The sequence below is a fragment of the Acinetobacter sp. ME22 genome, assembly GCF_022012315.1.
Taxonomy (GTDB): domain Bacteria; phylum Pseudomonadota; class Gammaproteobacteria; order Pseudomonadales; family Moraxellaceae; genus Acinetobacter; species Acinetobacter brisouii_A.
In genome coordinates, this window is record NZ_JAKLTL010000011.1 from 37297 (window position 1) to 60303 (window position 23007).

Genomic DNA, 23007 nt, shown 5'->3' on the forward strand with positions numbered 1-23007 from the left:
TTAAGGATGCCGATGATGAAACTCGTTATGATTGGTCATGGAATGGTTGGGCACAAATTTATTGAAAGTGTCCTCGAACATAACAATGACGACCTCGAAATCACCATTATTGCTGAAGAACCACGTTTAGCGTATGACCGCGTACATTTGACCGAATACTTCTCTGGACGCAGTGCCAAAGATTTATCGCTTGCACGTGCAGACTTTGCAGATGCTTATGGCATTGATTTACATCTCAATACCAAAGCCATTGCAATCGACCGTCATAACCAGACTGTGACCACGGCAACAGGTCAAATCATCGGCTATGACAAACTGATTTTAGCGACAGGTTCTTATGCCTTTGTTCCGCCAATTCCGGGCAATGAGCGTCAAAACTGCTTTGTGTACCGTACCATTGAAGACCTTGATGCGATTCGTGCAGCGAGTTTGAATGCTAAATCGGGTGTGGTAATTGGCGGTGGCTTACTCGGTCTTGAAGCAGCAAAAGCACTGCGTGACCTCAACCTGCAAACTCATGTAGTGGAGTTTGCACCACGTTTGATGGCAGTCCAAATTGATGATTTGGGCGGTAAAGTGCTGCGCCGTAAAATCGAAAACTTGGGTGTGCAAGTGCATACCCAAAAAGCCACCCAAGCCATTGAAGATGGTGAACATTCTGTACATGTAATGAAATTTGCGGATGGCTCACATCTTGAAACTGACATTGTGTTGTTCTCGGCAGGGATTCGCCCGCGTGATGAACTGGCACGCAGCAGCGGTTTGGCGGTGGGTGAGCGCGGCGGGATCGTGATTAACGACTATTGCCAAACCTCAGATGACCACATTTACGCGATTGGTGAATGTGCGCTGTGGCAGAACAAAATCTTTGGTCTGGTTGCACCGGGCTATGATATGGCGCGTATTGCAGCGAAACATGTCCAACAACAAGACACCGCATTGTTTGCAGGTGCGGACATGAGCACCAAACTCAAACTGATGGGGGTTGATGTTGCTTCAGTCGGTGATGCGCATGCCATGACCCCGAATGCCGTTAGCTATTTCTATGCTGACGAAGATGCCTTGATCTATAAAAAATTGGTGGTGGATCAAGCCAAAACTAAAGTTTTGGGTGCAGTGTTGGTCGGTGATGCAACCGAGTACAGCGAATTGCTGCAAATGATGCTCAACGCTTTGCCCCTGCCTGAACAACCAGAAAGCTTGATCATGCCTGGCTTTAGCCAAGGTGCAGCCAAGGCAGGTGGCAGCGGTGTGGACTTGCTGCCAGATAGCGCAACCATCTGTTCATGTAACAACGTTTCCAAAGCCGACATTTGCCAAGCGATTGGTGATGGTGCAACTTCACTTGGCGCTTTGAAAAAATGCACCAAAGCAGCAACCGCGTGTGGTGGCTGTGCGCCATTGGTGACTCAAGTCTTGAAAGCGGAGTTGCAACGCCAAGGCGTAACCGTGAATAACCACATTTGCGAGCACTTTGCTTATTCACGTCAAGAGCTGTATCACTTGGTACGCGTGCATGAAATCAAAACCTTCGATGCCTTGATTCAACAATTCGGACAAGGTTTGGGTTGTGACATTTGTAAACCGACTACTGCCAACATTTTAGCGTCTTGCTGGAATGACTTTGTGTTGAAACCAAGCCATGCAGGCTTGCAGGACAGCAACGACTACTACTTGGGCAACATCCAAAAAGATGGCTCTTACTCAGTTGTACCGCGTATGGCAGGTGGTGAAGTCACTCCAGATGGTTTGATTGCTGTGGGGCAGATCGCTAAAAAATACAACCTTTACACCAAAATTACAGGCGGTCAGCGTGTCGATATGTTCGGGGCGCAGTTACATGAATTACCGTTAATTTGGGAAGAACTAATCGCCGCAGGTTTTGAGTCTGGACATGCCTACGGCAAATCATTACGTACCGTAAAATCTTGTGTTGGTAGCACATGGTGCCGTTATGGTGTAGATGATTCAGTCGGTTTGGCGATTCAACTGGAAAACCGCTACAAGGGTTTACGTTCACCGCACAAACTGAAAATGGCAGTGTCTGGCTGTACCCGTGAATGTGCCGAAGCACAAGGCAAAGATGTCGGCGTGATTGCCACTGAAAAAGGTTGGAACTTGTATGTCTGCGGTAACGGCGGCATGAAACCACGCCATGCTGAATTGTTGGCATCTGATTTAGATACTGAAACTTTGGTGCGTTATATCGACCGTTTCTTCATGTTCTACATTCAAACAGCTGACCGTTTACAACGTACCAGTGTATGGCGTGACAACATGGAAGGTGGCTTGGATTATCTCAAAGCGGTGATCGTGGAAGATTCACTCGGCTTGGCAGAAGAACTGGAACGCCGTATGGCGCATGTGATCGGTACTTATCAGGATGAATGGCGCACTGCTGTGGAAGATCCAACGGTTCGTAAACGCTTCAAAACCTTCATCAATGCCGATGAACAACGTGATCCACATATTCAATTTACTCAAGAGCGTGGGCAGATTCGTCCATTGAAAACAGCAGAACGCGATCAAGACCGCATCGCGATGGTTGAAGCACAGGTTTAAGGAGAACAGAGATGACCAATCAGCAAATGCAAGAAATGGACTGGATTGAAATCTGCGACCTTGACGATGTGACTGCAAATACAGGCGTGGGGGCTTTAATCGCAGGTCAGCCAATTGCGCTGTTTCGTGTGGGCGATGAAGCGCGCGTGTATGCCTTGAGCGCACGTGACCCGTTTAGCCAAGCCAATGTCATGGCGCGCGGCATCTTGGGGGATATTCAGGGTGAACGCGTGGTGGCATCACCGTTGTATAAACAGCATTTTAGCTTGGCGACAGGGCGTTGCCTTGAAGACAGCACCCAACATTTGGCAGTGTATCCGAGCAAGGTTGAAGATGGTCGGGTCTGGGTATGTAGCCAGCCGATGAAAACCTATTTGACTAGCAATGGTCAGCAAGTCGAGAAACAGGCTTTGGTGTTGGTGGGCAATGGTTTGGCAGGCATGCGTTGTTTGGAAGACTTACTGGATATGGAGCCTGAACGCTACGAAATTACCGTGATTGGTGAGGAGCCGTGGGGCAACTATAACCGCATCATGCTCTCGCCAGTGTTGTCGGGCGACAAAAAAATCGAAGACATCATGCTGCATCCGCCTGCATGGTATGCCGAAAAAAATATCCGTTTTATTGCCGATGATCCTGCGGTGGAAATTGACCGTAATCACAAAACCGTGACTACGCAAAAAGGCGAGGTGGTGAGCTATGATCGCCTGATTTTAGCGACAGGCTCGAAGCCGTTTATTCCCCCTGTTGAAGGCAAAGATTTACAAGGCGTGTTGAGCTTCCGTGATATTTACGATGTCAATCAGATGATCGAAACCAGTCAAAATAAACATCATGCGGTGGTGATTGGCGGTGGTCTGCTCGGTCTTGAAGCAGCGTATGGTTTAAAACGCCGTGGCATGAACGTGACTGTGCTGCATTTGACCTCGCACATTATGGAACGTCAACTAGATGCCTGTGCCAGTGACATGCTGAAACAGAGTATTGAAGAAAAAGGCATTCGCGTCATCACTTCGGCATTTACCCAGCGTTTGGCGGGCAATGAACACGGTCAAGTCACCCAAGTCGAATTGCAAGATGGCACGATTATTCCTGCTGATCTTGTGGTGTTCGCTGTGGGGATTCGCCCGAATATTGCCTTGGCTCAACAAGCAGGTTTACGCTGCAACCGTGGCGTGTTGGTGAATGACACCATGCAAACTTTTGACCCGAGCATTTATGCAGTTGGTGAATGTATCGAGCATCGTGGCAGTACTTTCGGACTGGTTGAACCACTTTGGGGACAAGCCTTTATTTGTGCATCGCATTTGGCAGAACATGGCAGCCTGACGTTTGCCGCACAGCCTGTGCCAACACAGCTGAAAGTCAGTGGTTGTGACGTGTTTTCCGCAGGCAACTTTGCCCCTGAAGATGCCTTTGAAGAAATCGTATTACATGACGATAAACGTCAGATTTATAAACGTATCATTATTCAGGACAACAAAGTCGTCGGTGCGGTGCTGTTTGGCGACACTGAAGATGGCGTGTGGTATGCCGAACTGATTGCAGATCAGACCCCAATTCATCCGTTTAGAAATAAACTGCTTTTTGGTAAAGATTTTGCATTAAAACAAGCAAGTTAATCGTTAAAACATAAAGCTTCTTTCATCGCTATTTACACCCTCTTTATATTTCTCCCATAGAGAGAAAAAAGGGATTGATGAAAGAAGCCTATAGAAGTTGAATTCGGCAGCGTGGAACAAGGTATGAACAGCATTCCAATGGTGGAACAGACTCGCCACACCGACAGCACAGTCACTACTGCAAGCACATGTCCGTATTGTGGCGTGGGCTGTGGGGTTGAGGTCAGTGTGACTCAAACGGCACATGGGGCACAGATTGCCGTGCGTGGCGATGCACAGCATCCGTCCAATTTTGGTCGTCTGTGCATCAAAGGCAGTCATTTGGCCGATACACTGGGCATGGAAACCCGTGTACTTGAGCCAATGCAGGGGCGTAAAGCTGCCCGCCGCCGTAGCAGTTGGGATGCCGCCTTGAGCCAGATTGCCGAGCGTTTTCAGGACAGTATTGATCAGTATGGGGCAGACAGCGTTGCGTTTTATGTCTCAGGACAATTGCTGACCGAAGACTACTATGTGGTGAATAAATTCGTTAAAGGCTACTTGGGCACTGCCAATATCGACACCAATTCACGTCTGTGCATGTCCTCTGCGGTGGCAGCGCACAAACGCAGTTTTGGTGAAGACCTTGTGCCTGCCAGTTATGTCGATTTTGAACAGACTAAAATGGTGGTGCTGGTCGGCTCGAATACCGCATGGTGTCACCCTGTGCTGTATCAACGCATCATGCAGGCCAAAGCTGAACGTGATCTGTTTGTGGTGGTGATCGACCCGCGTTTTACTGCAACCTGTGAACAGGCGGATTTACATTTGCCGATTTTACCGGGGCAAGATGTCACACTATTCAATGGTTTATTGCAATATTTATATCAAAATGGTTATGCCGACATCAGTTTTGTTGAGCGCTATACCGACGATCTGAATGCGGCTTTAGACGCCAGTCAGGGCGAAACTGACTTGGTCGATCTGGCACAGCGGACAGGCATTCAACTGGACAAATTACAGCTATTTTTTGAGAAATTTGCACAGACTTCACAGGTGATGAGCCTGTTCTCGATGGGCGTGAACCAGTCCTCGCAAGGCGTTAACAAAGCTAATTCTATTATTAATTGTCATTTGCTGACAGGGAAAATCGGGCGTACAGGCGCAGCGCCATTTTCCATGACAGGGCAGCCGAATGCCATGGGTGGGCGTGAAGTTGGTGGCTTGGCGAATATGTTGGCTGCACATTTGGATGTCGATAACGCTGAGCATCAGCAACTGGTACAAGCATTTTGGCAAAGCCCAAACATTGCCAGCAAAGCGGGTTTAAAAGCCGTGGATTTATTTGAAGCGGTGGAGCAGGGCAAAATCAAAGCCTTGTGGATTATGGCGACCAATCCTGTGGTTAGTTTGCCGAATGCCGATCAAGTCAAACGTGCTTTGGAAAAATGTGAATTTGTGGTGGTGTCGGATATTTGCCAAGACACGGACACCACGCAATATGCCGATATTTTATTGCCTGCGTTAGGGTGGGGTGAAAAAGACGGCACAGTGACCAATTCCGAGCGCCGTATTTCACGTCAGCGTGCATTTTTGGGTGCGCCTGCTCAAGCCAAAGCTGACTGGTGGGCAGTAGCGCAAGTCGCAAAGAAAATGGGCTTTTCAGGTTTCGATTTTCAGTCTTCGCATGAGATTTTCCTTGAGCATGCCCGACTTTCTGCCTACCAAAACAGTGATGTAGCAGGGCGTGAGCAGTGCAAGACTTTCCGTTATTTTAACTTGGCAGGACTGAGTGACATTAGTGCCGAAGAGTATCAACAACTGCAACCGATTCAATGGCCTGTATGGCAACAGCCACAAACGCAAGCCTGTGAGCGCCTGTTTGCACAGGGTCAGTTCAGTTTTGCATCGGGTAAAGCCAAATTTGTGGCAACTGCACCCGTTGCGCCTGTGAATGCGGTGAATGGGGATTATCCACTGATTTTGAATACGGGACGGATTCGCGATCAGTGGCACACCATGACCCGTACAGGTTTAGCGCCTGCCTTGGCCAATCACCGCGCCGAAGCTTATTGTGAAATTCACCCGCAAGATGCCTTGAAATACGGCATTTCTGAACAGGGTCTGGTGGAAGTGTTTTCAACGTGGGGCAAGTGTGTGCTGCGAGCGCAGTTCTCGCAAGGCGTGCGCCGTGGGCAGATTTTTGCACCAATTCACTGGACAGAGCAATTTGCCTCTGATGCGCGGATTGGCAAAGTGGTTAATCCTGTGGTGGATGCTATTTCGGGTGAGCCTGAGTTTAAACATACCCCTGTAATGATGCAGCCGTTTCATAGTCGCTGGCAGGGTGTGTGTTTTATTCGTGAAGAATATTTGCCACAGGTGCGTGACTCAATTCAGTCTGTGAGCTGGTGGAATAAAATCACCACGCCATATGCCGCGCAGTATGAACTGGCAGGACGGCAAAATTTTAATACCGTCACCAGTAATATTAAGGCGTTGTTGGCATTTGATGATGACAGTCTGGAATGGTTAGACCTTAAAGATCAAAGCCAGCAGTTGTGTCATATCGTGGTGCTTAAAGACAACCGTTTGGTAGCATGTTTATACATTGCAGACAAAGCATTCTTGCCTGATCGGGCATGGATTGCCAGCCTATTTAAGCGTGAGCGCTTAAGTGCGACACATCGTAAAGCCTTACTGGCAGCCGCACCGATGAATGCAGGCAGCAGTGAAGGTCCACTGGTGTGTAGCTGTTTTAAAGTTGGAAAAAATCGCATTCTTGAAACAATAAAAACCCAAAACATCACCCACGAAAAACAGGTGACAGCGTGCTTAAAAGCAGGCGGTAATTGTGGTTCCTGTCTCCCTGAAATTCGTGGCTTAATTAAATCGTGCCAACAGGAGCTTGCCCATGACTGATGCAAACCATCCCGTTACAGATTTGGTCATTTTAGCGGGCGGTCAGGCCCGCCGCATGCAAGGCTTAAACAAGCTTTTGCAGTGTTTCGATAAACAAATACAACTCTTAAAAATCTCACAACATTTTCGGGGAAAAACCCAACAGCAGTGGATTAGCAGTAACCGTGATCATCGGATTTATCAGCATATGGTGCCGAACATTCGTAGTTTTCAGGACGATGAAACAGGCTTTCTTGGGCCGCTGATTGGAATGAAAAGTGCATGGCGACATGTTTCAGCCGACTATGTGCTATTTGTGCCGTGTGACGTGACCTATTTGCCGAAATCGGTTTTGAAAAAACTGCATCAAAGTTTGCAGCAGCACCCTGAAGCTGAGGTGGCTTATGTCGAAATCAATGGTGCGGCACTCTATCCATTTTGCTTATTGAAACGCAGCAGCTTGCCCACTTTGAGCGCTCAGATTGAGCAAGGCGAGTTAAGTCTTAAAAAATGCTTCAAATTGATGCATGCACAAGCGGTGAAGTTCCGAAAACATGCACTGATTTTTCACAGCATTAACTCCTTCGATGAATTACAACAATACAAACAGTTGAATGTGTTGATTTAGTGCAAAGTTGGAATATTTCTTGCTTCAATAAAGCTCATAAAATGTGCACCTGAACCGTGTGGCAGGTGCATTTTTCTTCTTCAGGTTTGGAGTGGTTCGTGCATGATGCAGTCCGCCAGTTCATGGATTGACCAGTTTGGTCGTCAAAAACGTAAACTGAGAATTTCAGTGACGGATCGCTGCAATTTCAAGTGTCTGTATTGCATGCCTGAACATCCTGAATGGATGGACAAACACAGCTTACTCAGCTTTGAAGCCCTGTATGCCTTTTGCCAGTTTATGGTGGAACGCGGCATCGACAGCCTGCGCATAACAGGCGGTGAACCGCTAATGCGTCAGGGCGTGGTGCATTTTATTGAACAATTACAATCACTTCGTGCATTGGGTCTCAAGCGCATTGCCATGACCAGCAACGGGCATTATTTGCCCAAATACGCACAAGCCCTGAAACAGGCAGGTCTGGATGATCTAAATATCAGTCTGGACAGTCTTGATCCAGTTCTTTTTCAGCAACTGACTCAACGAGAGCTTGCGCCTGTTCTATCAGGTATTGCTGCGGCACAGCAGGCAGGGCTATCCCTCAAAATTAATACGGTACTGATGCAAGGCATCAATGATTCACAAATTTTGCCGCTTGTGGCATGGGCCAAACAGCAGCAATTACCGCTACGTTTTATTGAATATATGCCGCTCGATGGTGATGCACAGTGGCAACGTCAGCAGGTGGTCACCGAGCAACAAATTTTGCAGCAACTGGCTGGGCAGTATCAGATTGAAGCCTTGCCGCAAGACCATTCGCCTGCACGCATTTACCGCTTAGACCAAAGCTATGATGTGGGCATTATTTCCACCATTAGCCACGCCTTTTGTGGGCAGTGTGACCGTATTCGCCTGACCGCTCAGGGCGAGTTATTTAACTGCCTGTTTGCACCGCAAGGCATCGCGCTCAAGTCCGAGATTCAGGCTTTGGCTGCACATTCCGATGTGGCACGTGAACAGTTACAACAGCGGATTGGAACTTATATTTGGCACAAAGCTGCGGGCTTTCATGCCATACAGGCCACCCAACATTCCCCTCGCAAAATCAGTATGCATATGCTTGGAGGCTAACATGCAAAAAATTTCCGTGCAGATTGAAGGTTTTGGCGCAGTGACGCGCTGGCTGCCTAGTGATCTTCGACTTGAGTTCGATGCGCCTGTGGCGATTGCGGCCGTGCTCAGTCAACTGGAGCAGCAGCATCCCCAAGCACAATCTGCAATTCAGCAATGTGCCTGCGCCATCGGGGACAGTTTGGTGTCACGTCAGGATGCCTTAAATACAGCATGTACCTTGGTGCTATTGTCACCTGTTGCAGGAGGTTAAGCATGGATTTTGCACGAATTCAGGATCAGGATTTAAGCCTCGACTGTTTTGCCCCGATTGAAGATTTCCCTGAATGTGGTGGGATTGGCAGTTTTGTCGGCGTGGTGCGCAATCACCATGAAGGACGTTCGGTCGATGCGCTGTGTTATACCGCTTATGCGCCTTTGGCAGAAAAAATGATTCGGCAAATTGAACAGGAAGTCCAAGCCAAATATGCAGTGCAGTATGTGCGGGTGGTGCATCGGATCGGCAAACTGGGCATTGGTGGAAAAGCGATTATTGCGCTGGCTTATGCCGAGCATCGCCGTGAAGCATTTGCGGCTTGTGAGGAAGCCGTCGAGCGTGTTAAACATGAAGTGCCTGTTTGGAAAGAAGAATTTTATAGCGATGGTACAAGCCAGTTCGTGACAGGTTGTTGTATTCGTAAAGACTATAGTGCCGAGGAACAGGCACATTCAGATCATCAACAAACACATAAACATACGCACAAACATCAGCATTCACATTATTAATTGAATTATTTGAGAAACATCAGCATGAAAAACGTGGCCATGAAAGCAGAGAGTTATCGGATTGCAGAAGCCCAAGCGGTGCTGTCTGCGCCGCCGCATTGCATTGAACTCTTGCGACAGGGCAATACCGAAAAAGGCGATGCGCTGAAAACGGCACGCATTGCAGGGATTTTGGCTGCCAAGCGGACGGATGAACTGATTCCGCTGTGTCATCCACTGCCGATTTATCGTGCCGATGTTGAATTTGAACTGCATGAAGCAGCAGTGACTATTGTGGCCACCGTGGAAACCATCGGGCCAACTGGAGTGGAAATGGAAGCCTTAACGGCTGCCAGTCTTGCGGCATTGACCCTGTATGACATGCTGAAACCGCACTGTGAACCTGAAGATTTGCAGATGGATCAGTGCCGACTGCTCAAGAAAAAAGGTGGGAAATCGCATTTTGTCCGTCAGCTCAAGCGCAGCTTAAAAGCCTCGGTGATTGTGCTATCGGATACGGTTGCCGCAGGCAAAAAGCCTGATACTGCGGGGCAAAGTGTCATGCAGATGCTTGAAGAAGCCAATTTTAGTGAGATTGCCTATCAGGTGATTTCCGATGATCCTGCGGCTTTACTGGCACTGATCGAACAGCAAAAAAATCACTATCCGCTGATTGTGACGGTGGGTGGTACAGGTTTAGGCCCGAAAGATCTCACTGTTGAAACCTTGCAGCCGTTATTGCAACGTGAAATTCCGGGGCTAATGGAAGCGGCGCGTAGCTTTGGACAAAAACGCACGCCGTATGCAGCTTTGTCGCGTGGTGTTGCGGGCTATATCGACACCAGTCTGGTGATTACCCTACCAGGCAGTCGTGGCGGCGCGAGTGAATCACTGACTGCAATAGTCCCTGCCTTGGTACATTTGTTTGATGTCCAACAAAATATTCCGCATGCAGGGGGCTACCAATGAGTGGCTGTGGTGCAGAACATGGACTGATTTCGATTGATCAGGCTTTGGCACTGATTGCACAAACTGTGAAACCGCTAGCGCATGAGCGTGTGCCTGTCGAGCAAGCTTTACAGCGTGTTTTGGCCGAGGAAGTGCATGCGCCTGTCGACTTGCCAATTTTTTCGCAAAGCGCAGTCGATGGCTATGCGTTGGCAGCCGTGCAGCACCCGATAGATGCAGGACAAAATTTTCAGGTCATCGGTGAAATTCGTGCAGGACAAGTCAGTGACGTCATCCTTAAAGCAGGGCAAGCGGTACGGATTTTCACGGGCGGCAAAATTCCCGAGGGCACAACTACAGTGGCGCGTCAGGAAATTGTGCGACTCCACGTGGAACAGCAGATCGAACTCACCGAAGATTTGGCTGAACATGCCGATATTCGCGATGCAGGCGAAGAAGTACAGGCAGGGCAAGTGCTTGCCACGCAAGGGCAGTCTTTGGGTGTCGGGGCGATTGCTGCACTGTGTATGGCAGGGGTGCAACACGTTTCGGTTTATCGCCAAGCCAAAATTGCGGTGGTAGTAACGGGGGATGAGGTCGCTAGCCATGTTGATGAATTACAGCAGGGCAAAATTTTCGATGCCAATACCCCGATGCTCAAAGCATGGTGTCAGCAACAGCACTTAGATGCAGAATTTTTTTTGGTCGCCGATCAGGAAACCGCACTGACCGAGCTGCTACAGGATTTGCAATCGCGTTTTGATCTGATCATGACTACAGGCGGCGTATCGGTTGGCGACTACGATTTTGTCCGACCTGTGGCACTGAAATTGGGTTTTGAGCAAGTGTTCTGGAAGGTCAAGCAAAAACCGGGTAAACCGATGTTTTTTGCCTGTGCTCAATTAACTGAACATACGTGTTACTTGCTCGGCTTACCGGGGAATCCTGCCGCAGTCTATGTGGCGCTGCAAGTTTATGTCAGCAGTTTGTTACGTAGTTTGCTCGGGCAAAGCGTCAGTCCTGCATGGGTCAGTGCTGTGCTGCAACACGAGCTCAAGTCTGATCGCCGTGAGCGCTTTTTAAGAATGTCGGCTCAGGTCGAGCAAGGGCAAGTCCAAGTCACAGCCCTGAAAAAACAACAGTCACACATGCTCAGCAATTTATTCGATAGTAATTTCTTGCTACGTGTACCTGCCGATACGGTGCTGAGGGCGGGCACTGTATTGAACGGACTTTATTTGGATTAGGATGATGAACATGCGCGTTATTTCTCAACTCAGTCTGCTCGTTGCAGGCACATTCACAGCGCTATGTGTGCAGGCAGGGGAAGTCAAAGTCTATGCCGCAGCCAGCCTGACCAATGCGGTGACCGAGATTGCGACTCTGTATCAGAAACAATATCCGAAGACCAAAGTGGTTCCCGTGTATGCAGCATCCTCCACGCTCGCCAAGCAAATTGTAGCGGGTGCGCCGAGTGATATCTTCTTTTCAGCCGATCAGGACTGGATGAAATATCTATTGCAAAAACAGGAAGTCAGTCCTCAATACGTCAAGCCTTTGCTGCGAAATCAAATCGTACTGATTAGCCCGAAAAACCTGAAGATTAAGGTTCAGACCAACAGTCATTTTGCCTTTGCTCAAGCCTTTTCAGGCAAGTTGTGTACAGGGCAAATGGAGTCCGTCCCTGTCGGGAAATATGCCAAACAAAGTCTGATCAAGCTGAACTGGCTCAACAGTTTGCAGGGTCGAATTGTTGGAACGGATGATGTCCGTGCTGCGCTGACCTTTGTGGAACGGGGCGAGTGCGATGTCGGGATTGTCTATAAAACCGATGCTTTGGTGAGTCAAAAGGTCAAAATTATTGGAGTGCTCCCTGATAACTCACACGATGCCGTGATTTACCCTATAGCACTGACCAAAGTCGGTGAGCAAAACCCTGAAGCACAACAGTTTTATCGTTTTATGAGCCATAGTGTACAAGCCTTGGCGATTTTTAAACATTATGGCTTTAGCATTAATCGCTGATCAGGTGCTGCATGCTTTCCCCTGAAGAACTCAGTGCTTTGGCACTATCCGCCAAAGTCGCATTGTGTGCAACCTTGCTGTGTTTACCCTTTGCGATAGCTGTGGCGTGGAGTCTGGTGCATCTCCAGTTTCGGCTGAAATTCTTACTCGAAGCCTGTTTACAGTTGCCGATGGTGTTGCCGCCCGTGGTGTTGGGTTATGGCTTGTTGGTGCTGTTTGGTAATCAGGGCTGGATTGGGCACAGCTTGCAGCAGCTTGGCATTCAGTTGGCGTTTAATTGGAAAGGTGCGGTACTGGCCTCGATGGTAGTGGCGTTTCCCCTCATGGTACAGCCGATCAAGTTGTCGTTTCAGTTGATTGATCAGCGGCTTGAACATGTGGCGGCCAGTCTAGGCGCCAATCCGTGGCAGGTGTTTTATAGCATCAGTTTACCGATGGCGATTCCGGGCATGATCATTGGCAGCATTTTATGTTTTAGCCGCAGTTTGGGTGAGTTCGGCGCGACGATTACCTTTGTCGGAAATATCCCCGATGAAACTCGTACCGTACCGATTGCGATTTATTCGCTGCTACAACAACCCGATGGTGAACAGATGGCACTGCGTCTGGTGATGCTGTCGGTGGCTTTGGCATTTACGGCACTGATTGCCAATCATTTGATTTTGCAAAAATATCAACAACGTTTGGGGCGGATGTAAATGCTAAACTGTCAGTTTGAGTATCGCCAAGCCGATTTCTGTTTGCAGATTGATCTGCTAACCCAAGCGCCTATATTGGGCATTGTTGGGGCATCGGGTGCAGGAAAATCCAGTTTTTTTAAATGCCTTGCAGGCTTACTACAACCACAGCAGGGTAAAATCCAACTCAATCAGCACGTACTTTTGGACAGTCAGCAGGGTGTAAATGTGCCTGTGCATCGGCGCAATATTGCCTTTATTTTTCAGCAAGCCTGCCTGTTTCCACATCTCAATGTTTTGCAAAATATTGCTTATGCCCAGCGCTGGAAAAAATCCGCAACACCGAAATTTTCCAGTGCTTATATTGTGGAATTACTGGGTTTGGTGCCGCTATTAAAGCGCAAAGCCCATCAGCTTTCAGGCGGTGAAGCCCAACGCGTGGCGATTGCACGGGCGCTGTTATCATCGCCCGATTTATTGCTACTGGATGAACCGACCACGGGTTTGGATCTGGAACTTCGCCAGCAGTTACTAAGTTTTTTAAATACCATTCAACAAGAACTGGCGATTCCGATGCTGTACATCACCCATCATTGGGAAGAACTGGAACAACTCAATGCCCCACAGCTTCATCTGACTGAAGGGCATTTACATTATCAGGATTGAGTGGAGAGGCGTTCGACTCGTTGTAAGCGGTGACCTTCGATCCAGCGAATGCCTAAACTGATCAACCCCATTATTGCCGCCAGCGTCACCACCGCTTGCCAACCTGCCATCGCGTATGCTTTGCTGCCGAGCCATGAACCTGAGGCCATGCCTGTGAATACGCCTGTAAACAGCACTGCATTTAAACGTCCGCGCGCAGTCGGTTCTAGGCTATACACCAGCGTTTGATGCGCCACCAAACTGGCTTGTAATCCTAAATCAAAGCCAATTGCAGCTATCGCAATCAACAGCAGTTGGGCATGTACGGACAGCATTGGTAACATCCACATCGCCGCAAATGACAGCATCACCAAAGCTGCACCCAGTTGTGTTACCCGATGCGAGCCATAACGGTCAGACAATGACCCTGCAATCGGTGCAGCCAAAGCGCCTGCCGCACCTGCAATTCCAAAACCGCCTGCTGCTGCACTACCCAAGTGATAATGCTCCGCGAGCATGATTGCAAGGGTTGACCAAAAAGCACTAAAAGCAACCGAGAGCAGACCTTGAGCCAGTGCCGCGCGGCGTAAAGCAGGATACTGTTGCCACAAATGTCGCATTGAACCAAGTAAGGCAAAGTAGCCGAGCTGTGCATGCGGCTGAAAGCGTGGCAATACCCACCATAAACCGATTGCCACCACAAAGACACTGATGGCTGCCAGTTGGTACATGGCACGCCAGCCCCAATATTCGGCAATTACACCACTCACAGTTCTCGACAATAAAATCCCCAATAACAGTCCTGTCATCACAGTGCCGACAAATTTACCTTGTTGCCCCGCAGGTGCGAGAATTGCCGCTGTCGGAACGATGTCCTGTGCTAGGGTTGCGGTAATGCCGACCACCAGACTAAACAGCAGCACGCTATAGAGTCCCTGACTTAGGCTCAGCACCAGTAAAGACACAATCAGCAACAGGCTTTTGACCAGAATCAGCACACGACGGTCGTAACGATCTCCGAGTGGAATCAGAAAGAAAATTCCCAAGGCATAGCCGATTTGAGTCAGCATTGGAATCAGCCCCAAATCCCCGACCACGACATGTAAATCACTGGCAAATAAAGGCAAAATGGGTTGGGAATAATACAGGCACGCCACAGCAATACCAGCACCTGTTGCCAGCATAAATACCAATAAGGGCGAAACGGATCGGGTGGGGGCAGCAGTCGTCATAACGGCAATCTCTTATCGGGGCAGGAACAGATGGCTATTTTTGGACAAATGGTAGAATCGTGGTAGCAGGTGTCATGGTAAAATAGTTATACGTCCAACGTATAACCAGAATGCAGATGAAATCTCTTGAGCGTATAGATCGACTGGAATTGCTACATACCCTGATTCGGATTGTTGAGGTAGGTTCACTGTCAGGGGCGGCACGTCAGCTTGAAGTGTCACAGGCAACGGTCAGTCGGCGTTTAAGTACCCTTGAGCAGTTGCTTGGGGCAAAATTGCTACTTCGAACCACGCATGCCACCAAACTCACCGATGATGGCGAGCGCTGCTATCAGCATGCCAAAAACCTGATTGATGACTGGTTAAATCTGGAAGATGAGCTGAAACAGGTGGCGGATGAAGCTGTCGGTTTGCTACGAGTCCGTGCCCCACATGCTTTTGGACAACAACAATTGTTACTGCCTGTTTTGGATTTTTTAAAGCGCTCTCCTGCATTGAACATCGAATGGCGACTCAGCGATGCTGCCCCTGATTTTTTAGCCGATCATATCGACTGTGCCATTCATGTCGGTTTTGAACCTGACCCAAATACGGTGGCAATTTTACTGGCGGAAGTGCCACGCATTATGGTGGCAAGCCCTGAACTGTTAGCACGATTCCCTGAGATTCAAAATATTGAAGATTTACAGTCATTTCCTTGGTTAGAGCTTAGTACTTATTATCGGCATGAAATTCAGTTAAATAACCAGATAACCCAAGAAATGCAACGTGTGCCGATCCAATCGCGACTCAGCACAGACAGTTTATTTGTCCTGAAAAATGCCGCATTGCAAGGCTTGGGTATTGCCGTGATTTCTAGTTGGCTAGCAGCGGATGCGCTGGCAGATGGAACACTGGTCAATATCTTGCCTGAGTGGCAGGCAGCGCCTTTGCCTGTGTATTTGGTCTACCCTTGGGCACGTTATTATCCTGCACGGTTAAGACAGTTTTTAAGTCTGATGCGCGAGGTGATGCCGACCATTTCAGGTATGCAGCAGCTTAAATAAAGACAAGAATTGATGAAAGCTAGCGAATTCAGTTATTGCTTAGAATCTATTTTCGAATTTATGGAAACGTATGATGTGCGAAAATGTCATCCGCAACTGTTTGAGGCATGATGAAATTAACAAATAATTGTTTCTGCGACAAATTTGATTATTGATAATTACTGACGAGTTTTGCGGTGAGGAGCATTGCTCCGCAAGGTGGTTTTGGCTACTTTTGCCGAAACAAAAGTAGTGATGAGCTCCAAATATTTGATTTCAATGATAAGAGCCTATTATGAGTTTATTGAAATAATGGAATTTATAATTAAACTTCTAAAGTAATTTGTATTGCTTAAACAGTTTTCAAAACTGGCAATGCTGCTGATGATTTATGCTATTTTAGTAAAACTTTTACCCGCTCTTGGGTAAATGAATTCATTTTGTTGGCTCGTGCCGACGCATTTTATTATTTATTGATTTTGTTCGAGTTGATCATGACTAACCGTGTTTCTCACCCACAGCAGCAAGCAGAGTTATCGCCATTGCACGACAGCCCGTTGCCGTTGTATGAACAAGTCAAACAACTGATTATTAAAAAAATCCAAGACGGAATTTGGCCTGCCAACTATAAAATTCCCTCGGAAATGGAATTGGTCAAGCAGCTCGGCTGTAGCCGCATGACCATTAACCGCGCCTTACGTGAACTGACTGAACAGCGCTTTTTGACCCGTATTCAGGGCGTGGGCTCATTTGTGGCAGAGCGACAAAACGAAGCTGCGTTATTCCAAATTGACAATATCGCTAAAGAGATTGAAAGCCGTAACCATCGCCATCGTTCCGAGATTATTTTATTGGAACAGATTCGGGCGAATAAAGAACAATGTCTGCAAATGCAGGTCGCGATTGGGCAGAAACTCTATCATTCAATTTTGATTCATTTTGAAAATGATATTCCTGTGCAACTCGAAGATCGCTTGGTCAATGCTGCGCTGATTCCCAATTATATTCAGCAGGATTTTACCCAAATCACCCCGAATGATTATCTGGTAAAACGTGTGCCGATTAGTCAGGGCGAACACATTGTGGAAGCGATTTTAGCCAATGCCAAAGAATGCAAATGGCTAGAAATCAGTAAAACCGAGCCATGTCTTTTGCTGAAGCGTCGGACTTGGACAGGGGAGCATATCGTGTCGAGCGCCCGCCTGATTTACCCAGGCAGCCGTTATTATTTGAAAGGTAAATTTACCCCAACCACGCGTTATTAACTTGTCTAGAAAATGAGTAAAGTTGTACAAGTGATTTTGGGTCTGCACTAAAAAAATACCTTAAAAAATCGATAAATGAGCCATTTTAGTGCATCTAAAAACAGCGTTTTTTGCCTAAAAAATGACAGTATAATGAAATTGATCATAAAAAATATTTTTATAAAATAATATCTTATTAAATTTTTCTAAAAATTTTAGCCCTTTCTCTATTTTTTTAAAAAAAACTGATTTATATTTCGACTTGTATATACAAGTTTATACATGTACAGGATGTAAAGAGCGTCATTTTGATGCGCTCTTATAAAGCGAAACGCAACGGTAGCGAGTAAATACACGTGGGAAATATGATTTCGGAACAGCTTAAAGCTGAAGCAAACCACAATAAACAGGATTTTGCAGTGGAGACTCATCTCTCCTATGCACAAGAAAATAACAGCGCATGGATGACCTATCTCGCACAGATTGAACGGGTGAAACCATATCTGGGCGACCTCACCAAATATATTGATACCTTAAAAAATCCAAAGCGTGCGCTGATTGTGGATGTACCTGTGGTGATGGATGACGGGTCGATTCGTCATTTTGAAGGCTATCGGGTACAGCACAACTTGTCTCGCGGCCCAGGTAAGGGCGGGATTCGTTTCCATCCCAATGTCGATCTCAATGAAGTGATGGCGTTGTCGGCATGGATGACCATTAAAACTGCGGTACTGAATTTGCCATTTGGTGGCGCAAAAGGCGGTATTCGCGTTGATCCACGTCAGTTGTCAGATGCCGAGCTTGAGCGTTTGACTCGCCGTTATACCAGTGAGATCAGCCATATTATTGGGCCTCAAAAAGATATTCCAGCACCCGATGTCGGCACCAATCCGCGTGTGATGGCATGGGTCATGGACACCTATTCGATTGAACAGGGGCATACCGTGACAGGTGTGGTGACAGGTAAACCTGTGCATTTGGGTGGTTCTTTGGGTCGTGTCAAAGCCACAGGTCGTGGTGTGTTTATCACGGGTTGTCAGATTGCACAGAAAATTGGTTTATCTGTTGCAGACAGCCGTGTTGCTGTCCAAGGCTTTGGTAATGTCGGCAGTGAAGCCGCGATTTTGTTTGCTGAAACAGGTGCCAAAGTAGTGTGCGTACAAGACCACACGGGCACCATTTTCAATGAAGTAGGTTTAAATACTCAAGCTTTACAACAGCATGTGCAGCAGCATGGTGGCGTGGCAGGATTTGCCGATGCGACTGAAATTGAAGCAGACGCATTTTGGGATGTTCAGGCAGAAATCCTGATTCCTGCGGCACTCGAAGGTCAAATCACCGCAGAACGTGCAGAAAAATTACAGGCACGTTTGGTTTTAGAAGGTGCCAATGGCCCAACCTACCCAGAAGCGGATGATATTTTGCATCGCCGTGGGATTATTGTGGTGCCAGACGTGATTTGTAATGCAGGCGGTGTGACCGTGAGTTACTTCGAGTGGGTACAGGACATGTCGAGCTTCTTCTGGAGTGAAACGGAAATTAATCAGCGTCTCGATACCATCATGCGTGATGCAGTTGCCGATGTCTGGAACAAGGCACAAGAAAAGAGCTGCAATTTGCGGACGTCTGCCTACATTTTGGCGTGTGAACGCATCCTGATGGCACGTAAAGAACGCGGGATTTACCCAGGAAAATAATTTAATGCAGATTGTGCCCAAGTGGCGCAAACTGGAAATGGACTCAGTTTGAATAGGGGTGAAAATTTCCCCCTATGCATCATCTGATGGCAGGTGAACTTGCCGTCAGACCTCTATGAACAGGGTGCTAAGTGGTTTAGTCCCACATAGAACAAACGCGACACAGTGCTGCCGTGGCTTGCTTGGTGCATAAAATGAAATTGGCTATTTTTCAATGAATTAGAGGTTAATATGAATCAGCCAATGACGATTACCCGTAATGACTTTAACCAGTGGATGGTGCCTGTATTTGCACCTGCCAATTTTATTTTGGTGCGTGGCGAAGGTTCACGTGTCTGGGATCAGCAAGGTAAAGAATATATTGATTTTGCTGGGGGAATCGCGGTCAATGCATTGGGGCATGCCCATCCTGTTGCGGTACATGCATTGACTGAACAAGCACAAAAGCTTTGGCATATTGGTAATGGTTATACCAACGAGCCTGTTTTACGTTTAGCCAAACAACTGACCGATTCAACGTTTGCAGAAAAAGTCTTTTTTGCCAATTCAGGCGCGGAAGCCAACGAAGCTGCACTGAAACTGGCACGCAAATATGGCAATGACAGCGGTGTTGAAGGCAAAAACCAGATTGTGGCGTTTAACAATGCCTTTCATGGTCGTACTTTATTTACCGTGACTGCAGGCGGTCAACCGAAATATTCACAAGATTTTGCACCATTGCCAGAAGGTATTCAGCACGTTGCTTATAACGATTTAGATGCGGCTGCTGCGGTGATTAATGACAAAACGTGTGCGGTGATTGTTGAGCCAATTCAGGGTGAAGGCGGTGTGTTACCTGCCGATGCTGAATTCTTAAAAGGCTTGCGTGAATTGTGTGATCGTCACAATGCCTTGTTGATTTTTGATGAAGTACAAACAGGTGTGGGTCGTACAGGTGCGCTGTATGCTTATATGAATACCGAAGTTGTTCCTGATGTGTTGACCACAGCCAAAGCGTTGGGCGGTGGTTTCCCGATTGGTGCCATGCTGACGACTGATGCTTTGGCAAAAGTGCTGACTGTGGGTTCACATGGCACAACTTACGGTGGTAATCCACTGGCTTGTGCGGTTGCCAATGCAGTGTTTGGCTTTATTAATACACCAGAAGTGCTTGAAGGCGTGAAAGCGCGTCATCAGCAGTTTGTGGCAGGCATTGAAGCGATTAATGCCAAATATCCTGTATTTAGCCAAGTGCGTGGCGAAGGTCTGTTGATCGGCTGTGTGCTTAAAGATGAATATGCAGGTCAAGCGAAACAAGTCACCAATCTGGCTGCCGAAGAAGGATTACTGGCGTTGGTGGCAGGCACAGACGTAGTACGTTTTACGCCATCGCTGATTATCCCTGAAGCGGATATCATTGAAGGATTACAACGTTTTGAACGTGCTGTTGCCCGTCTCGTAAAATAAGGATATTGCCCCATGATGATCGTACGCCACGCCGAGCACCGCGATTTAGACGACATTTATCAGCTTGCCACCAAGGCAGGCACAGGCTTGACTTCCTTGCCACCAAATAAAGAGATCTTGTCGGCACGAATCGAACGTACCCGTAACACCTTAAATGGTGAAGCCAGCAAACATGAGCAGGGTTATCTGTTTGTGCTGGAAGACCAGTCCAATGGGCGTGTGGTCGGGGTCAGTGCCTTGGAAGTCGCAGTCGGTCTGACCGAGCCATGGTACAACTTTCATGTCGGTACACAGGTGCATGCGTCGAAGGCGTTGAATGTCTATAAAGTTTTGCCAACACTGTTCTTAAGTAATGACCATACAGGTTATAGCGAATTGTGTACCTTGTTTCTTGATCCTGATTATCGGCATAGCAACAATGGCAAATTCTTGTCGAAAATCCGCTTCTTGTTTATTGCGGCATTTCGTCAGTTTTTTCAACAACATCTACTCGCAGAAATGCGTGGGGTATCCGATGAGCAGGGGCGCTCACCATTTTGGGATGAGCTGGGTAAGCACTTCTTTAATATGGACTTCTCTACAGCGGATTATTTAAGTGGTATTGGGCAAAAAGTCTTTATTGCTGAACTGATGCCGCGTTATCCGCTGTATGTGGACTTGCTGCCTGAGAGCGCACGCAATGTGATTGGCAAGGTGCATCCGCATACGTTGCCTGCCTACCGCGTGCTTGAGGCAGAAGGTCTACGTTATCAGGGTTATGTCGATATTTTTGATGCAGGGCCGACCATTGAAGCTGAACTGGATGACTTACGTGCCGTCAAGGACAGCCATTTGGTCAGCGTCAGCATCGGTGCAGTCGACAGCAAAAAATCCCGTTCCCATTATTTAGTTGCAAACGAAGCGTACTACGACTATCGCGCCTTGCTGATTCAAGGTCAGTTGCACGATGAAACGCTGTATTTAACTGCCGAGCAGGCACAGCAGCTTGAAGTGATTGAAGGGCAGTCGGTACGTATTTTGGCACTTAATCCATTGGAAAAATAACATGTCAGAACAGGCTTTATATATTGCAGGAACATGGCTGCAAGGGCGAGGTACGTCCTTAGAAAAAACCAACCCTGTGAGTAACCAGTTGATTTGGAAATCAAATTCAGCAAATTCAGCCGATGTGGATGCCGCTTGTCAGGCAGCCCGCAGCGCATTTAAACACTGGGCGTGTCAAAGCTTGGACGCGCGTGTTGAAGTGGTACAACGTTTTGCCAGTTTGCTTGAGCAGAACAAAAGCCAGTTGGCGGAAGTCATTAGCCAAGAAACCAGTAAACCGTACTGGGAAACCTTGACTGAAGTACAAGCCATGATTGGGAAAGTGGCGATTTCGCTACGTGCCTATGAACAGCGTACAGGGGCGAGCAGCACGAGCATGGCAGATGGTGTGGCATCGTTACGTCACCGCCCACACGGCGTACTTGCGGTATTTGGCCCGTACAACTTCCCTGGGCATTTACCCAATGGACACATTGTCCCTGCATTGATTGCAGGCAACAGCATTGTGTTTAAGCCGAGTGAACTCACCCCGTGGACTGCCGAAGAAACTGTGAAGTTATGGCAACAGGCAGGTTTACCTGCGGGTGTCTTGAACTTGGTGCAAGGTGGTCGTGAAACAGGTGAAGCGCTTGCACAACATGCTGAAATTGATGGCTTATTGTTTACGGGTAGCGCCAATACAGGTTACCAGTTGAACCGTCAGTTGGCAGGCTCACCTGAGAAAATCTTGGCACTTGAAATGGGCGGCAACAACGCGCTGATCGTGGAAGATTTTGAAGATGTCGATGCTGCGGTGAATGTCGCGATTCAGTCGGCCTTTATTTCTGCGGGACAACGCTGTACCTGTGCCCGTCGAATTTTGGTGAAACGTGGTGCGCAAGGTGATGCCTTCGTCCAGCGTTTGGTTGAGGTGGCTGGCAAGCTCCAGATTGGCGCTTGGGATGCTGAACCACAACCCTTTATGGGCGGCGTGATTTCATCGGCTGCGGCTGAGCGCATGCTACAGGCACAGCAAGCTCTTGTTGATTTGGGTGCAACCTCATTGCTCAGCATGACCCGTTTACAAGCCGATAGCAGCTTACTCAGCGCAGGCATTTTAGAAGTGACAGACGTTGCGAATGTGCCTGATGAAGAATATTTCGGCCCGTTAACTTGCATTCAGCGTTATGACGATTTTGCACAGGCGGTAGAACTGGCGAACAAAACTCGTTTTGGCTTGGCAGTCGGTCTGATTGCAACGCAACGCGCCTTGTTTGATGAGCTGTTGATTGAAGCGCGTGCAGGGATTGTTAACTGGAACAAACCATTAACAGGCGCATCGAGTGCTGCACCGTTTGGCGGTGTCGGTGCATCGGGCAACCATCGTCCAAGTGCGTTCTATGCAGCGGATTACTGCGCATGGCCAATGGCTTCACTGGAAACAGACAGCCTGAGCTTACCTGAAAAATTAACACCAGGGTTGGTGTTGGAATAAGCCA

General features: G+C 47.9%; 19 protein-coding genes. 18 read left to right on the forward strand and 1 reads right to left on the reverse strand.

Going from position 1 to position 23007, the window contains the following annotated elements; translation table 11 throughout:
- Positions 1-15: 15 nt before the first annotated feature.
- The 12 genes from nirB to LVY74_RS13980 all read left to right on the forward strand — a co-directional run bounded on the left by nirB (position 16) and on the right by LVY74_RS13980 (position 13862).
- A complete protein-coding gene (nirB, locus tag LVY74_RS13925) occupies positions 16-2562 on the forward strand; it encodes a nitrite reductase large subunit NirB (RefSeq protein WP_237815607.1) in 2547 nt (848 codons plus the stop codon).
- 11 nt (positions 2563-2573) lie between these two features.
- Entirely contained in the window at positions 2574-4184 is a 1611-nt protein-coding gene (gene nirD / locus LVY74_RS13930) for a nitrite reductase small subunit NirD (RefSeq protein ID WP_237815550.1), read from the forward strand.
- Positions 4185-4307: 123 nt separating this feature from the next.
- Entirely contained in the window at positions 4308-7085 is a 2778-nt protein-coding gene (locus tag LVY74_RS13935; RefSeq protein WP_237815551.1) for a nitrate reductase, read from the forward strand.
- Entirely contained in the window at positions 7078-7692 is a 615-nt protein-coding gene (locus LVY74_RS13940) for an NTP transferase domain-containing protein (RefSeq protein WP_111894017.1), read from the forward strand. The genes LVY74_RS13935 and LVY74_RS13940 overlap by 8 nt, the downstream gene beginning before the upstream one ends.
- Positions 7693-7794: 102 nt before the next feature.
- Positions 7795-8802 (forward strand): GTP 3',8-cyclase MoaA, encoded by a 1008-nt coding sequence (moaA, locus tag LVY74_RS13945; protein ID WP_237815552.1) that lies wholly within the window; start codon positions 7795-7797, stop codon positions 8800-8802.
- Between the two features lies 1 nt (position 8803).
- Positions 8804-9055: a MoaD/ThiS family protein gene (locus LVY74_RS13950; RefSeq protein WP_111894013.1), complete on the forward strand. Its 252-nt coding sequence runs from the start codon at positions 8804-8806 to the stop codon at positions 9053-9055.
- Between the two features lie 2 nt (positions 9056-9057).
- Positions 9058-9567 (forward strand): molybdenum cofactor biosynthesis protein MoaE, encoded by a 510-nt coding sequence (locus tag LVY74_RS13955; protein WP_237815553.1) that lies wholly within the window; start codon positions 9058-9060, stop codon positions 9565-9567.
- Between the two features lie 24 nt (positions 9568-9591).
- Positions 9592-10515 (forward strand): bifunctional molybdenum cofactor biosynthesis protein MoaC/MoaB, encoded by a 924-nt coding sequence (gene moaCB / locus LVY74_RS13960; protein ID WP_237815554.1) that lies wholly within the window; start codon positions 9592-9594, stop codon positions 10513-10515.
- A complete protein-coding gene (locus LVY74_RS13965) occupies positions 10512-11741 on the forward strand; it encodes a molybdopterin molybdotransferase MoeA (protein ID WP_237815555.1) in 1230 nt (409 codons plus the stop codon). Before moaCB ends, LVY74_RS13965 begins: the two co-directional genes overlap by 4 nt.
- 10 nt (positions 11742-11751) lie before the next feature.
- Positions 11752-12519: a molybdate ABC transporter substrate-binding protein gene (modA, locus tag LVY74_RS13970; protein ID WP_237815556.1), complete on the forward strand. Its 768-nt coding sequence runs from the start codon at positions 11752-11754 to the stop codon at positions 12517-12519.
- An 11-nt stretch (positions 12520-12530) separates the two neighbouring features.
- Positions 12531-13217 carry a molybdate ABC transporter permease subunit gene (modB, locus tag LVY74_RS13975; RefSeq protein WP_237815557.1) on the forward strand — a complete coding sequence of 229 codons (687 nt, stop codon included), beginning with the start codon at positions 12531-12533 and terminating at the stop codon, positions 13215-13217.
- The gene (locus LVY74_RS13980; RefSeq protein WP_237815558.1) at positions 13218-13862 is read left to right on the forward strand and encodes an ATP-binding cassette domain-containing protein; all 645 of its coding nucleotides are present in this window, start codon (positions 13218-13220) and stop codon (positions 13860-13862) included.
- Here LVY74_RS13980 and LVY74_RS13985 read toward each other — a convergent pair.
- Entirely contained in the window at positions 13853-15073 is a 1221-nt protein-coding gene (locus tag LVY74_RS13985) for an MFS transporter (RefSeq protein ID WP_237815559.1), read from the reverse strand. The genes LVY74_RS13980 and LVY74_RS13985 overlap by 10 nt on opposite strands.
- 110 nt (positions 15074-15183) lie before the next feature.
- On the opposite strand from LVY74_RS13985, the gene LVY74_RS13990 reads away from it, so the two are divergent.
- The 6 genes from LVY74_RS13990 (at position 15184) to astD (ending at position 23003) form a co-directional block, all read left to right on the forward strand.
- Complete coding sequence (locus LVY74_RS13990; RefSeq protein WP_237815560.1) at positions 15184-16119, forward strand: LysR family transcriptional regulator; 936 nt, start codon at positions 15184-15186, stop codon at positions 16117-16119.
- Positions 16120-16592: 473 nt separating this feature from the next.
- Complete coding sequence (gene hutC / locus LVY74_RS13995) at positions 16593-17363, forward strand: histidine utilization repressor (RefSeq protein WP_237815561.1); 771 nt, start codon at positions 16593-16595, stop codon at positions 17361-17363.
- A 443-nt stretch (positions 17364-17806) separates the two neighbouring features.
- On the forward strand, positions 17807-19039 hold the full coding sequence (locus LVY74_RS14000; RefSeq protein WP_442862803.1) for a Glu/Leu/Phe/Val family dehydrogenase: 1233 nt from the start codon (positions 17807-17809) through the stop codon (positions 19037-19039).
- Positions 19040-19270: 231 nt separating this feature from the next.
- Positions 19271-20485 (forward strand): aspartate aminotransferase family protein, encoded by a 1215-nt coding sequence (locus LVY74_RS14005; RefSeq protein WP_237815562.1) that lies wholly within the window; start codon positions 19271-19273, stop codon positions 20483-20485.
- A 12-nt stretch (positions 20486-20497) separates the two neighbouring features.
- Positions 20498-21529, forward strand: coding sequence for an arginine N-succinyltransferase (gene astA, locus LVY74_RS14010; protein WP_237815563.1), 1032 nt, complete (start codon positions 20498-20500; stop codon positions 21527-21529).
- Position 21530: 1 nt separating this feature from the next.
- On the forward strand, positions 21531-23003 hold the full coding sequence (gene astD, locus LVY74_RS14015; RefSeq protein WP_237815564.1) for a succinylglutamate-semialdehyde dehydrogenase: 1473 nt from the start codon (positions 21531-21533) through the stop codon (positions 23001-23003).
- The last annotated feature ends 4 nt before the right edge of the window (positions 23004-23007 follow it).